The organism is Edwardsiella piscicida (assembly GCF_001896205.1).
Lineage (GTDB): Bacteria > Pseudomonadota > Gammaproteobacteria > Enterobacterales > Enterobacteriaceae > Edwardsiella > Edwardsiella piscicida.
This window is the reverse complement of the sequence record NZ_MPNU01000001.1, coordinates 673,317-687,824: the sequence shown is the minus strand read 5'-3', so window position 1 is coordinate 687,824 and position 14,508 is coordinate 673,317. Positions and strand designations below refer to the sequence as shown.

Genomic DNA, 14,508 nt, shown 5'->3' with positions numbered 1-14,508 from the left:
TTTATCCCAGTTGTCGTGCGCCCGCCGTGTCCAAACGGCAAATGTGAACAAAGCCCTGTTCATTCTGCAGATAGTGCTGCGTTAACCACTGCGCCACCGCCTGCGCCGCCGCCGGATCATCGCAGACGGCAAACAGCGTCGGGCCGGAGCCCGAGATCCCGCAGGCCAACGCGCCCAGCTCACCGGCGGCCCGGCGGGCATCGGCAAAGCCCGGCAGCAGGCCACAGCGGTAGGGTTCGGCGATCACATCCTGCATCAGCGCCGCGGCCAGCGACGGCTGGCGGGTATGGCAGGCATGAATGAACCCCGCCAAATGGCGGCCGTGGCGCACGCAGTCGCCGCGTGAGTAGTGCGGCGGTAGGATGGCGCGCGCCTCGGCGGTAGAGACCTTGATCCCGGGATACGCCATCACCCACAGCCAGTCGTCAAAGCAGGGCACGGGCTGGCTGATGATCCCCTGCGCCTCCAGCATCAGCTGCAGACCGCCCAGATAGCAGGGCGCGACGTTGTCATAGTGGACGCTGCCGGAAATACGCCCCTCCAGCTCTCCCATCAGCGTTAACAGCCGCTGGGCATCCAGCGGATCGCCGGCAAAACGGTTCAGCGCCGCCAGCGCCGCCACCACGGAGCAGGCGCTTGAGCCGAGGCCTGAACCTATCGGCATGTTCTTTTCCAACACCATCTCGACGGCGAGCTCGCGCCCCGTCACCTCACAGAAGCGCTGCCAGCACTGATAGACAATGTTCTCCTGAGCGGCTGCCGGCAGACTGTCGACGAAGCGTCCGCGGCAGTGCAGCGCAAAACGGTCGCTGGCCTCCACGCTGACGCAGTCGCCCAGCAGCGTGCCGTCCAGCGGCGTTACCGCGGCGCCCAGGACGTCAAAACCGACGCTGACGTTGCCGATGGAGGCCGGCGCATATATTTTCACCATGTTAAACTCCCAGCTTCCATGACAAGGTCCGCAGCAGATCGGCAAAGACGCCGGCGGCGGTGACATCGTTACCCGCGCCATAGCCGCGTAGCACCATCGGCAGCGGCTGATAGTAACGGCTGTAAAACGTCAGGGCGTTTTCGCCATTTTTAACCTTATACAGCGCATCATCGCTGTCTACCTCCGCAATGCGCACCGCGCAGCGCCCCTGATCGATCTCGCCGACGTAGCGCAGTACGCAGCCACGCGCTTGCGCAGCGGCGACCCTCGCGCTAAACGCGTCATCCGCCTGCGCCAGATTGGCGAGGAACGTATCGATGTCACCGCGGGCATCGAACGCCGCCGGCAGCACCGGCTCGACGCAGATATCGTCCAGCTCCAGGGCATATCCCGCCTCACGCGCCAGGATCAGCAGCTTGCGCGCCACGTCCATGCCGGAGAGATCATCACGCGGATCCGGTTCGGTATAGCCCAGCTGACGCGCTTCACGGGTTGCCTGTGAGAAGGTCGCCCCCTCCTCCAAGCGGCCAAAGATAAACGACAGCGAACCGGAGAGAATGCCGCAGAACCGCTGCAGCTCATCGCCGGCGCTCAGCAGATTTTGCAGGTTTTCGATCACCGGCAGCCCGGCCCCGACGTTGGTATCGTAGAGAAACTTGCGCTGACTGCCCGCCGCCTTCTGACGCAGCAGGCGGTAATAATCCAGGGAAGCCGTATTGGCCTTTTTATTCGGCGTCACCACGTGAAAACCGTTACCGAGGAAGTCAGCGTACTGATCGGCCAACGCCTGGCTGGAGGTACAGTCGACGATCACCGGATTCAGCAGGTGATACTCGTTCACCAGACGCATCAGGCGCCCCAGGTTAAACGGCTGCGAGGCCTGCTCCAGCGCCCCACGCCAGTTCGCCATATCGATACCGTGTACATGGGTCAGCAGCGCACGGGAGTTCGCGATGCCGCACACCCGCAGATCGATATGCTTACTTTTCAGCCAGGCCTGCTGACGCTCAATCTGCGCCAACAGCGCGCCCCCCACGCCGCCTACGCCGATAACAAACACCTCGATCACCTGATCGGTGTTGAATAGCATCTGGTGCGTCACACGCACGGCGGTCGTCGCCGCATCATTGTTCACCACGACGGAGATCGAGCGCTCAGAGGAGCCCTGCGCAATCGCGACAATGTTGATGTTCGCCCGCGCCAGAGCCGAGAAAAACTTGGCCGAAATGCCGCGCTGGGTCCGCATACCGTCGCCGACCACCGAGATGATCGCCAGATGCTCGATAACATCCAGCGGCTCCAGCAGGCCATCCTTCAGCTCCAGGAAGAACTCATCCTGCAGCGCCTGGCAGGCCCGCGCCAGCTCCCCCTGCGGCACGCAAAAGCTGATGCTGTATTCAGAGGAGGACTGGGTTATCAACACCACGGAAATACCGCTACGCGACATCACGGCGAAGACCCGCGCCGCCATGCCGACCATCCCTTTCATCCCCGGCCCAGAGACATTGAGCATCGCCATATGGTTCAGATGGGTGATCCCCTTCACCGGCAGCGCGTCATCACCGCGGCGCTGCGCGCCGATCAGGGTACCGGGCGCCTGCGGGTTGGCGGTATTTTTGATCAGGCAGGGAATTTGAAACTGCGCAATCGGTGAAATGGTGCGCGGGTGCAGCACCTTGGCGCCAAAGTAGGAGAGCTCCATCGCCTCTTGGTAGGACATCGACTCCAGTAGACGTGCGTCCGGAACCAGACGCGGATCGCAGGTATACACGCCGTCAACGTCCGTCCAGATCTCGCAGCACGCTGCGCGCAGGCAGGCGGCCAGCACCGCCGCCGAATAGTCTGAGCCGTTGCGTCCCAGTACCACCAGCTCGCCGCGCTCGTTACCGGCGGTGAACCCCGCCATCAGGATCAGGCTGTCGGCCGGGATCGCCTGGGCGGCGATACGGCGGGCGGACTCCGCGATATCGACGCTGGACTCCAGATAGCCGCCGCGGGCCAGCAGACTGCTGACCGGATCGATAACGGTAACCTGACGTCCGCGCGCGCGCAGCAGCGCCGCCATGATCGCGATGGAGAGCGCCTCTCCGCGGCAAATCAGCGCCGCATTAACGCTATCTGGACACTGTCCCAGCAGGGCGATGCCGTGCAGCACCTGGCGGATCTGGCCAAACTCCTGAGACACGCGCAGACGCAGCGGTGCGGCGTCGAAGCCCGGCTGCGCCTGGGCTAAGCCATCGATCAGATCGGTAAAAATCTTCTCGGCGTCGCCGAGTATCGGTTGGATATCTTGCCCTGCGATGGTGCGTTCAATCAGCGCCACCAGATGGTTGGTGATGCGGGCCGGGGCGGAAAGCACGGCGGCGACCTGTCCCTGTGCGGCGTTACTCTCCAAAATATCGGCAACGCTGAAGACCCGCTCCGCGTTGGCGACCGACGTGCCACCGAATTTTAATACTCTCATCTGACTCTCTCCGAATTTGGCCGAAAAAAAAGCCCGCACTGTGAGGTGCGGGCTTTTTCGTTTTCACTTTTCTGTATGCGTCAGCCCGCCCCGTTACCTGTGGTTCCGGTGGTGGTAATTGTTGTGGTGATATTCAGGCTGAAGTTACGCATCGTCTGTCCAATTAAATTCCTGTGTCTGCCCTATATTGGTTAAAGCAAAGCCAACGTGGAGTCAACCGTTTTCTATTTTGTGACACCAATCTCAGCCAATTTTATACAGCATGAATATCTGGATAATAGAAATTTAAAGAATAAAGCAATGGGGAACTGGCAGAACATCGCGATATAACAATAACAAATGGCCATAACTTCCCATTATTACCCTTTTTACATTTTCTTACCTGACGCGGACGTTTCCAGCGCGGATTCGATGTCATGCAGCAGACGATGCAGCATCGCGGTATCGCGCTGGGCCAACAGACCGATGCGCTGATCCAGCCAGTCGCTCAGCTTAGTATCCCCGTCGACGCCCAGCGTCGTCAGCAGACGATCGGTACGGGCACGCAGCGCGGCCAGCTGCTCCCCCTGCGCCGCAGGAGCCTGGGCCGCCTGTACCTGCATCAGCGAGGAGAGCTGATAGCAAAACACCATCACCGCCTGCCCCAGGTTGAGCGACGGATAATCTGCCGCCATCGGCACTCCGGTCAGCAAGTCCACCAGCGCCAGCTCATCGTTGGTCAGGCCGGAGTCCTCGCGGCCAAACACCAGTGCGCAGCTGGCCATCCAGCGCTGCTTTTCCTGCAATACCGCGCAGAGCTCCTGCGGCGTGCAGTAGTAGTGAAAGCGAGCGCGGCTGCGGGCCGTCGACGCGACGCTAAAGTCAACATCCGCCAACGCCTGCGCCAAGGTATCAAAGTGACGGGCACCGTCCAGAATGTCACCGGCGCCGTGCGCAACCCAGCGCGCTGCCGGTTCGCCGTCCGCCTTACTGTCCACGATGCGCAGCGAGGTAAACCCCATGGTTTTCATCGCGCGCGCCGCAGCCCCCACGTTCTCAGCTCTGGCCGGAGCGACCAGGACGATATGAATTTGCATGCTTAGAGCCCATTTTGTTACTTAGGCGCACACTCTACCCCGCGAGACATCATTTTTCCACGCCGCCTTTGGTTACACATTTTTAACAAAAAATAACGTTTCAGTTTGTTAAATAACGTTCTTCTTAAAAATTTCCAGCAATTGATGGCCAAACGTAAATTTCGCAGAAAACGCCGCAGCATTATCATTATATTCATACAGTTAATCTACAATAAAAATTAAAAATGGCCGCGAATATGCTATCGTCGCCGTGCGGGCGGCAAGGGGAGAAGATCTCCGGAAGATAGTCATTAAGCACGCAAACTTGTAAGTGTTTTTCACAAATCTGTTAACGTGCTACAATTGGACTTGATATATGTCAACAAAGGATAGTTTTGTTAGGTGGCATTTGACGCATGCGCTGTTATATTGCTGTTAATAGGGTTAGGATGTGCGCCGCTTTTGGCACCACCGGGGCTGTAGGGAGTGACACCCCCTGACCAACCTAGCGATGTTGTTGACGTTGATGGAAAGTGCATCAAGAACGAGTTTACGTACCGTAGTCACTAGAGCCCCGCGGTTAATCCGCCCATAATTTGGTGTTCTGGGTTCCCGGACTGCTGTACACCCCCTATTTTTCTATTTGTTGGCAATTTTAGGTAGCAAAACATGCAGACCCCGCACATTCTGATCGTCGAGGACGAACTCGTCACTCGTAATACGTTAAAAAGTATTTTCGAAGCGGAAGGTTATATCGTTCATGAAGCCAATGATGGTGCCGAGATGCATCAGATTCTGTCTGAGTTCGACATCAATCTGGTCATCATGGACATCAACCTGCCTGGGAAAAACGGCCTGTTACTGGCGCGCGAACTGCGTGAACAGGCAAATGTCGCGCTGATGTTCCTGACCGGTCGCGATAACGAAGTGGACAAAATCCTCGGTCTGGAAATCGGCGCCGACGACTACATCACCAAACCGTTTAACCCCCGTGAACTGACCATCCGTGCCCGTAACCTGCTCTCCCGCACCATGAACCTGGGCAGCGGAACCGAGGAGCGTAAAAGCGTTGAGCACTATCGCTTTAACGGTTGGGAGCTGGACATCAACAGCCGCTCGCTGGTCAGCCCCGACGGCGAGCAGTACAAGCTGCCGCGCAGCGAGTTCCGCGCCATGCTGCACTTCTGCGAGAACCCGGGCAAGATTCAGTCACGCGCCGAGCTGCTGAAGAAGATGACCGGCCGTGAGCTGAAGCCGCACGATCGTACGGTCGATGTCACGATCCGCCGCATTCGCAAGCACTTTGAATCCACGCCAGACACGCCGGAGATCATCGCCACTATCCACGGCGAAGGCTACCGCTTCTGCGGCGATCTGGAAGAGTAAGCGCCGCGGCGAATTATCGCTACCCAATAAAAAAGGCCGGAATATCCGGCCTTTTTTACGCGGGTCACGTCAATTAACGCGCATTCTGTCGCCACCATTCGGCCAACATAATCCCCGTAGCAACCGACACATTCAGGCTTTCAACGCTGCCGGTACCACCGATAGAGACGCTCAGATCGCCCTGCTGCAGCGTACCGTCAGACAGGCCATCGCCTTCATGCCCGACCACCAGCACGATTTTCGCCGGCAGCGTCGCACGGTGCAGCTGCGTCGTCCCCTTGTGGCTGGAGGTCGTCACAATGGTATAGCCGGCGCGACGGAAGGTATCCAGCGCCGCGGAAAAATCTTCCGCATCGATCGCCTGTACGTGCTCCGCGCCGCCTTCGGCGGTACGAACGGCGGCGCCAGACTCCAGCGCGGCGCTCTCCGGGGCGATGATCCCGCGGATGCCAAAGTGCGCACAGGTGCGCATAATGCCGCCCAGGTTATGGGGGTTGGCCACATTCTCCAACGCCAGCACGCAGTCCACCGCATCCTCTGCCTGATTGGCCAGATACTGCTGCGCATCAAGAGAGCGACGCTTTTTAATCAGAAAACACACGCCGCCGTGATGATCGGTTCCCGATGCCTTGGTCAGCTCGGCATCGTCCACCACATGGTAAGCCTTACGGTTAGCCGCCATCCAGCGCAGGGCCTCCCGGAAGCGCGGCGTTACGGCCTGCAGGAACCAGGCGCGAACGATGGCCTCCGGACGGCTCGCAAATAGCGCCTGGCAGGCATTCTCACCGTATACTCGCGTCTCTTCGGCACGCTGACGACGCAGTTGTTCCGGATCGATAAAGCTTTTGCCGCTGATACCACCGTGATCGCTTTCACCGCCTACGCCACCGTTATCGCCCAGAGAAACCGTGCGCCACGGTGAACGCTCACCGACGCCCTGCTCACTGCGCGCCGGACGGGCTGCGCGATCGCCGCGGTCACTGCGATCGCTACGGCTGCGGTCGCCGCGGTCATTACGATCGCTGCGGCTGCGGTCACCGCGGTCATTACGATCGCTGCGGCTGCGGTCGCCACGGTCATTACGATCGCTGCGGCTGCGGTCGCCGCGGTCATTACGATCGCTGCGGCTGCGGTCGCCACGCGCACCCGGACGACCCTTCGCGGGCGCACGCGACTGACGCTCATCGGCAGCGTCCGAGTCGCGGACATACATCACTTTTACTTTACCGTTTTTACCATTCAAAGAGTCGCTCATTACTTTCTCCACCTACGCGCAAGGCGCGAAGATTACCTGATGTGAGTACGCGTTGCCATATGCCAAGCATAAAAGCTGCTATCTATTATAGTCATTGGGTAAATCTGATTGTGGTCCCCATCATACAGCACAATAATGTTTAACCTAGCTGAAACGCCAGAGGATGTCCCGACTGTAGTTTCGCCGTTTTATGTCTGAGGATAATCATGAACACTGTCTGTCCCGCCTGTCATACCACCAACCGTATTCCCGACGATCGCCGCAGCGAGCAGGCAACGTGTGGCCGCTGCAGCCATGCCCTGTTTGACGGCGCCATCGTCAACGCCAGCGAAGAGACGCTGGATAAACTGCTACAGGATGACCTGCCGGTACTGATCGACTTCTGGGCGCCGTGGTGCGGTCCCTGTCAAGGATTCGCCCCCGTCTTCGCCGCCGTCGCCGCGGCACGGGCTGGCGAAGTACGCTGCATCAAGGTGAATACCGAGGATCAGCCGGCGCTGAGCAGCCGCTTCCGCATTCGCAGCATTCCAACCATCATGCTATACCGCAACGGCCAACGCGTAGATATGCTCAACGGCGCGATGCCCCAGGCACCGTTTGAAGCCTGGCTGGATGAGCAGTTGGCCAAGCAGGCCTGATCCCAATATCAACGGCCCATGCGCGCGGGGCCGTTTGACGCTGTACCCGGTGACGAGGCTTGTTTAAAATAGCGGTTTTGCTCACCCCTGAGAACACCATGTCCGCCAATGCCGTACTGCGCCTGCGCGCCGCGCGCCTGAGCCAGTCTACCCGTCCCTTTCACGCCCGCGGCTGCCGCGTACAGCGCTGCCAACGCTGCCTGCTGCCGCAGATCCACTGCCTGTGCGATACGCTGGCCAGCTACCCGGCCCATAGCCGCTTTTGCCTGATGATGTATGATACCGAGCCGCTGAAGCCCAGCAATACCGGGCGCCTGATCGCCGATGTGCTGCCGGATACCCTGGCCTACGGCTGGTCTCGAACGCAGCCGGATCCGCAGCTTCTGCAGCTGCTCGACGATCCCGCCTACCAGCCGTACGTGGTCTTTCCTGGGAGCTACGCGGAGCCTGAGCGCGTCGTCACCGAGGTGCGATGCGATGACCGTCGCCCACTGTTTATCATGCTCGACGGCACCTGGCCGGAGGCGCGCAAAATGTTCCGCAAAAGCCCCTACCTGGACAGATTCCCGGTCTTCTCCATCAATATGGCACAGGCGCCCGGCTATCTGCTGCGGGAGGCCCATCGCCCAGAGCAGTACTGCACCGCCGAAGTCGCCGCTGCGCTGCTGGCGCTGGCGGACGATCGGCAGGCATCGCAGGGACTGCTTCAGCACTTTCACCATTTCCGTCAGCAATATTTGCTAGGCAAATCGCACCCTCAGGTGCCCGTCGCTGCAGCCGTGGAATAAAGCCTCTAGAATCATGCCATCTCGCGCGTTTCGCCGCGATCAGCCGCAGGGCAAACCCGCACAGGAGGGTGGCATGAGCCAACGCAGTCTCGAATCCCTGTTACGCCCCAAATCCATCGCCGTCATCGGCGCCTCCAATCAGCCGAGCCGCAGCGGCCATCTGGTTATGTTAAATCTGCTAAACGGAGGATTCCCCGGCCCGATCATGCCGGTGACGCCGCGCTATCAGGCCGTCTGCGGCGTGCTGGCCTATCCGACGATCGCCGACTTACCCTGTGTCCCGGATTTGGCTATCCTGTGTACCAACGCCCAGCGAACCCCGGCCCTGATCGCCGAACTGGGCGCGAAAGGCTGTCGGGCCGCCATTGTCATCGCCGCGCCGGCCTCACAGGCCGACGCGCTGCGCAGCCTCGCCTTACGCCACGGCGTACGCCTGCTGGGGCCCAACAGCCTAGGCCTGCTAGCCCCCTGGCAAAAGCTTAACGCCAGCTTTTCCCCGGTACCGATCCTGCCGGGGCGCCTGGCCTTTATCTCTCAGTCAGCGGCGGTCTCCAACACCATTCTCGACTGGGCACGCCAGCGTGAGATCGGCTTCTCTCTATTTGTGGCGCTAGGGGATAGCCTGGACACCGACGTCGACGATCTGCTGGATTATCTGGCGCGGGATGCTAAAACCAGCGCGATCCTGCTCTATCTCGAACACCTGCACGATGCGCGGCGCTTCCTGTCGGCCGCGCGCAGCGCGGCGCGCAACAAGCCGATCCTGGTGATTAAAAGCGGGCGTAGCCCACAGGCGCGACGCGTGTTAGGCGAGGCGGCGGGACTCGATATCGCCTACGATGCCGCCATTCAGCGCGCCGGGCTGCTGCGGGTTCAAAATACTCACGAACTGTTTTCCGCGGTAGAAACCCTCAGCCATATGCATCCCCTGCGCGGAGAGCGGCTGCTGATCGTCGGCAACGGCGCCGCGCCGCTCGCCATGGCGCTGGATGAGCTGCAGCGCCGCGGCGGCCATCCCGCCCCGTGCGATGATGCGCTGCACAGCGTGCTGTGCACGGTGCTGCCCGCAGAGACCTACCTACAGGGACCTATCGATCTGCGCGATGATGCCACTCCGGCCCGCTACCAGGCTACGCTGCAGCACCTGCTCGACAGCCGTTGCTACGATGCGTTGCTGATCCAGCACGCGCCCAGCGCGACAGCGCCGGCAACGGAAACCGCCCGCGCCCTGATCGAAACGCTGAGCGCACACCCGCGAGCCCGCCATGTAACGCTGATGACCAACTGGAGCGGAGAGAACACCTCCCAAGAGGCCCGCCGCCTCTTCAGCGAAGCGGGAATTCCGACCTATCGCACCCCCGAAGGGGCGGTCACCGCCTTTATGCACATGGTTGAATACCGACGCAACCAGCGGCAGCTGATGGAGACCCCGGCCCTGCCGGCCAGTCTACCGGCCAACGCCGCGCTGGCCCATCGTCTGCTGGCACAGGCGCAGGCCGACGGCGTCACCCGCCTCGATACCCATGAGGTTCGCGATATTCTGGCCTGCTATGGCCTGGATACCCTGCCGAGCTGGATAGCCAACGACAGTACCGAAGCGGTGCATATCGCCGAGCGCATCGGTTATCCCGTCGCCCTGAAGCTGCGCTCCCCCGATATCGCCCATAACTCGGATGTTCAGGGCGTCATGCTCTATCTGCGCAACGCGCGTGAGGTCGAACAGGCCGCCAATGCGATCTTTGACCGGGCCCGTCAGGCCTACCCCCAGGCGCGGATCTTAGGGCTGCTGGTACAGAGCACGGCCAACCGTATCGGGGCACAGGAGCTGCGTATCTGCGTGGAGAACGACGCCGTCTTCGGCCCGCTGATTTTGCTGGGTGAGGGCGGCGCCGAATGGGATGCCCAGCGGGATGCCGCGGCGGCGCTTCCCCCGCTGAATATGAATCTGGCCCGTTACCTGATAGTCCAGGCGCAAAAACGCGGCCATATCCGCCGGCGTGCGCCGCTGGCCGATCTGGATATCGCCGGGCTCAGTCAGGTGCTGGTGCAGGTATCCCACCTGATCGTCGACTGTCCGACGATCCAGCGTCTGGAGATCCATCCGCTGCTGGCCTGCGGGAGCACCTTCACCCTACTGGATGTCTCACTGCAGCTGCTCGATCGGCACGCGGCGCCAACCCGGCTGGCCATCTGTCCCTATCCGCACCAGCTTAAGGAGTCCATCCGGCTAAAAAACGGCGGCGACGCGCTGCTGCGCCCGATCCTCCCGGAGGATGAGCCCCTGCTTCAACAGTTTATCCAGCGCGTGAGTAAAGAGGATCTCTACTATCGTTACTTCAGTGAGATCAATGAGTTTACCCATGAAGATCTCGCCAAGATGACCCAGATAGACTACGAGCGAGAGATGGCATTCGTCGCGGTACAGTCCACCCCGCAGGGCGAGGAGATCCTCGGCGTCACCCGCGCGCTGATCGACCCCGATAATACCGACGCAGAGTTCGCCGTGCTGGTGCGCAGCGATCGTCACGGCCTGGGCTTAGGCTCGATCCTGCTGGATAAACTGATCCGCTATGCGCGTCAGCGCCAGCTACGGCGTCTGCTGGGCATCACCATGCCCACCAACCGCGGCATGATCGCGCTGGCGCGTAAAATCGGCTTTCAGGTGGAAATTCTGCTGGAGGACGGGATAGTCAATCTTTCACTATCGCTGTCGGACAGCACGCTGCCAGACAGCGAAAAATGCTGAGACAATTTCGACAAATCGTGGCAAAACATACGCAACGGGATAAAACTAGTGTTATTATCGTCCGATTCCGTTGGTTAAACTGAGCGTGTGCAACCGCCCGCGCTGCACTACGACAAGAGAAGAAGCGCACTGTGATGTTGTCCAAATTTAAGCGAGCCAAACATCAACAACACCTTGCTCAACTGCCCAAACTCCCGCAACAGGTCGGTGAGGTAGAGACGCTGTTTTCGCCGGCGGCATTCCGTCAGGCGCTGCTGGAGGCCATCGGCCAGGCAACACAGCGGATCTACCTGGTAGCGCTGTACCTGGAAAATGACGATGGCGGCCGGGACGTGTTAAATGCGCTCTATCAGGCTAAACGGCAGCGTCCGCAGCTGGAAATTTTCGTTCTGGTCGATTGGCACCGGGCACAGCGCGGTCGCATCGGCGCAGAGGCCAGCAACACCAATGCCGACTGGTACTGCCGGATGGCCAGCGAATACCCAGATGTTATCGTGCCGATCTATGGCGTGCCGGTCAACACGCGCGAGGCGCTGGGAGTACTGCATCTAAAAGGTTTTATCATCGACGATCGGGTGATCTACAGCGGCGCCAGCCTGAACGATGTCTACCTGCACCGTCATGACAAGTACCGCTACGATCGCTACCACTTTATCCAGAATCCGCGCCTGGCCGGGGTTATGTGCCAATTTGTTCAGTCCACCTTGCTGAGCAACCCCGCGGTGCAGCGTCTGGACCGCTGCGATCGGCCCAAAAACCCGGAAATTCGTAATGAAACCCGCCAGTTCCGCCATGCGCTGCGCGATAGCGGCTATCAGGTGCCGGCAGAGGCGGGGAACGAAGAGCTGGCGGTGACGCCGCTGGCCGGTCTGGGTAAGCAAAATATCCTGAATAAGACTATTCACCACCTTATCTGCAGCACCGAGAGGACGCTCACGCTGTGTACTCCCTATTTCAACCTGCCAGCTCCGCTGGTACGCGATATCATCTTCCTGCTGCGCCAGGGAAAACAGGTTGAAATCATCGTCGGGGACAAGAAGGCCAATGACTTCTTTATTCCGGAAGAGGAGCCATTCAAGATCATCGGCGCACTGCCCTATCTGTATGAGATCAACCTGCGTCGCTTTATCAGTCGGCTCCAGCCCTACCTCGATAACGGGCAATTGACCGTGCGCCTGTGGCGCGACGATGACAATACCTATCATCTGAAAGGTATGTGGGTAGACGATCGCTGGCAGCTGATCACCGGCAACAATCTCAATCCGCGCGCCTGGCGCCTGGATTTGGAGAATGCGATTTTAATCCACGATCCGCGCGGCGAAATCCAGCATCAGCGTCAGCACGAGCTGGAGTGTATCCGCCGTCATACCCAGGTCGTGCGGAGCTATGAGGATCTGGAAACTCTTCAGCAATATCCGCTGAAAGTGCGCAAGCTGATCCGCCGCCTGCGGCGCATTCGGGTCGATCGCCTGATCAGCCGCATTCTGTAACGCCCCCGCGCATGGCCTCCGCTCCGGAGGCCTTTTTATCTCTCGCCACACGCTTTGCACAGGCTACGCTTATACTCAATAGCATCTGAACCTCACCGAGATAGATGCGATGGTTCGTCTTCTGCGCGTTATCCTACCGCTGTTGTCGCTACTGTGGAGCGCCGCCCTGAGCGCCGCCGAGCCGCGTCTGGCGCCGGACGAAGCTGAGCAGGCACGCACCGTCACCATCCTGCAGCAGCCGATCGTGATGCTGCAGGCCCACTTCGGTCTAGCGACGCCGGAGGAGCGGGTCAAACAGGCGGCGCAGGATCTGCAAAATATCGCGCCGGGCGATCTTCAGTCGCCGGTACAGATCACGCCGACTCAACGCTATGGTCAGCCGGTGCGCCTGTTCTCTATCAATGGAAAACCGCTGCTGCTGCTGGCCCAGCAGGATCTGGACGTTGGCGACGACCTGTCGTTGGATCAGGCGGCAGAGCGTATACAGCAGCGACTGGAAAACCTGCGCGGGGCATTGATAGAGCAGCATTCGACGCACTATCTGGCGCTCTCGGCGCTGCGATTCGCCGGCGGCACCGCGCTGCTATTCGCCCTGCTGTGGCTAGCGCGGCGAGTGCAAAAACGGATCCGTAGCCATTTCGATATCCTCATCATGCAGCATCGCGGCTGGGTCCCCTATCGCCTACGCAGCTACGTTGGCGGCCTTGAGCGCCGCATATCGGCGGTACTCCTGCTGCTGGGGTGCGCTATCGCTGGCTATATTTGGCTGGTATGGGCCTTAAAGCTGTTTCCCGCCACGCGCTACTGGGGCTACTCGCTGCATCGCTATAGCCTAGCCGCGGCGACGCAGCTGCTGCAGGATCTGATCGCCGCGCTGCCGGATCTGCTGAGTCTCGCCGCGATCGCCGCGGTCGCGCTGCTGATCCAGCGCCTCCTGCGCCTGCTGTTCCGCCAGGTGGAGAGTGGCCGCCTAAAGCTACCGGGACTCTACCCGGATACTATCAAGGCTACCCGCCGCCTACTCAGCGTCATCATCTGGATGTTCGCCCTGTCGATGGCCTATCCGTTCTTCCCCGGCGCCGATACCCTGGCGTTTAAGGGCGTCAGCGTCTTTTTTGGACTGATGATCACGCTGGGCTCGGCGGGTCTGGTCAGCCATGCCATGAGCGGCCTGGTCCTGATCTATTCACGCGCCCTGCACCAGGGGGACTATGTGCGCATAGGGGAGTATGACGGCTTTGTTGATGATATTGGGATACTGGCTACCAAGCTGAAAACCCGCGAAGGCTTTGACGTCACGATCCCCAACGCCGTCGTCGCCAGCGGTAAGATTGTCAATCTCAGTACCCACGCCGCTCACGGTGGGATCATTATCAGCACCGGAGTCACCATCGGCTATGATGTTCCCTGGCGTCAGGTTCACGCCATGCTACTGCTGGCGCTGCAGCAAACCGAGGGGATACAGCACGACCTCGAACCCACGATCCGTCAGAACGAATTGCAGGACTGGTATGTCAGCTATGAGCTACGGGCAGAGATTGTCGCGGGAGCCGCGCCGGCGCAGGTAAAAAGCGCGCTGCACGGCCACATTTTGGACGTATTTAACCGCTTTGGCGTCCAAATTATGTCGCCGCATTTTGTCATGCAGCCGAAGGAGGCGATATGGGTCAGCCAGGAGAAATGGTTTAGTCCTCCGGCACAGCCTCCCGCCCCTTCTGCAGCTGAAGAAAACCGCGGCGATAAGGCGGGCCCTTA

General features: G+C 60.1%; 11 protein-coding genes, 1 pseudogene and 1 other annotated feature. Of the genes and pseudogenes, 6 read left to right on the top strand and 6 right to left on the bottom strand.

Annotated elements, in window-relative coordinates:
* Nucleotide 1: 1 nt before the first annotated feature.
* From thrB to yjjY, 5 genes and pseudogenes are all read right to left on the bottom strand, one after another.
* Complete coding sequence (thrB, locus tag BRD58_RS03085) at nt 2–931, bottom strand: homoserine kinase (protein WP_015460917.1); 930 nt, start codon at nt 929–931, stop codon at nt 2–4.
* A 1-nt stretch (nt 932) separates the two neighbouring features.
* On the bottom strand, nt 933–3,395 hold the full coding sequence (gene thrA, locus BRD58_RS03080) for a bifunctional aspartate kinase/homoserine dehydrogenase I (RefSeq protein ID WP_069578182.1): 2,463 nt from the start codon (nt 3,393–3,395) through the stop codon (nt 933–935).
* Nucleotides 3,396–3,417: 22 nt separating this feature from the next.
* Nucleotides 3,418–3,534, bottom strand: a sequence feature (Thr leader region).
* On the bottom strand, nt 3,476–3,547 hold the full coding sequence (gene thrL, locus BRD58_RS18350; protein ID WP_071818548.1) for a thr operon leader peptide: 72 nt from the start codon (nt 3,545–3,547) through the stop codon (nt 3,476–3,478). (Overlaps the previous feature by 59 nt.)
* A 216-nt stretch (nt 3,548–3,763) precedes the next feature.
* Nucleotides 3,764–4,471, bottom strand: a complete 708-nt coding sequence (locus BRD58_RS03070) for a tRNA/rRNA methyltransferase (RefSeq protein ID WP_012847434.1) — start codon at nt 4,469–4,471, stop codon at nt 3,764–3,766.
* Nucleotides 4,472–4,874: 403 nt separating this feature from the next.
* Nucleotides 4,875–5,017: pseudogene (gene yjjY, locus BRD58_RS18155) on the bottom strand (YjjY family protein).
* Nucleotides 5,018–5,119: 102 nt separating this feature from the next.
* Here yjjY and arcA point away from each other — a divergent pair.
* Nucleotides 5,120–5,836, top strand: a complete 717-nt coding sequence (gene arcA, locus BRD58_RS03065; protein ID WP_012847432.1) for a two-component system response regulator ArcA — start codon at nt 5,120–5,122, stop codon at nt 5,834–5,836.
* A 73-nt stretch (nt 5,837–5,909) separates the two neighbouring features.
* Here the strand turns inward: arcA and BRD58_RS03060 are convergent, their stop codons facing one another.
* The gene (locus BRD58_RS03060; RefSeq protein ID WP_012847431.1) at nt 5,910–7,091 is read right to left on the bottom strand and encodes a tRNA/rRNA methyltransferase; all 1,182 of its coding nucleotides are present in this window, start codon (nt 7,089–7,091) and stop codon (nt 5,910–5,912) included.
* A 206-nt stretch (nt 7,092–7,297) separates the two neighbouring features.
* Between BRD58_RS03060 and trxC the strand changes: the two genes are divergently transcribed.
* From trxC to BRD58_RS03035, 5 genes are all read left to right on the top strand, one after another.
* Nucleotides 7,298–7,729, top strand: coding sequence for a thioredoxin TrxC (gene trxC, locus BRD58_RS03055; protein ID WP_012847430.1), 432 nt, complete (start codon nt 7,298–7,300; stop codon nt 7,727–7,729).
* Between the two features lie 98 nt (nt 7,730–7,827).
* Entirely contained in the window at nt 7,828–8,517 is a 690-nt protein-coding gene (locus tag BRD58_RS03050) for a tRNA-uridine aminocarboxypropyltransferase (protein WP_015460915.1), read from the top strand.
* A gap of 73 nt (nt 8,518–8,590) precedes the next feature.
* Nucleotides 8,591–11,263, top strand: coding sequence for a bifunctional acetate--CoA ligase family protein/GNAT family N-acetyltransferase (locus tag BRD58_RS03045; protein WP_069578181.1), 2,673 nt, complete (start codon nt 8,591–8,593; stop codon nt 11,261–11,263).
* A 134-nt stretch (nt 11,264–11,397) separates the two neighbouring features.
* Nucleotides 11,398–12,753 carry a CDP-diacylglycerol--serine O-phosphatidyltransferase gene (gene pssA / locus BRD58_RS03040; protein WP_012847427.1) on the top strand — a complete coding sequence of 452 codons (1,356 nt, stop codon included), beginning with the start codon at nt 11,398–11,400 and terminating at the stop codon, nt 12,751–12,753.
* A 109-nt stretch (nt 12,754–12,862) separates the two neighbouring features.
* Nucleotides 12,863–14,508: mechanosensitive ion channel family protein (locus BRD58_RS03035; RefSeq protein WP_015460912.1), on the top strand; the 1,646-nt coding region annotated here is incomplete at its 3' end.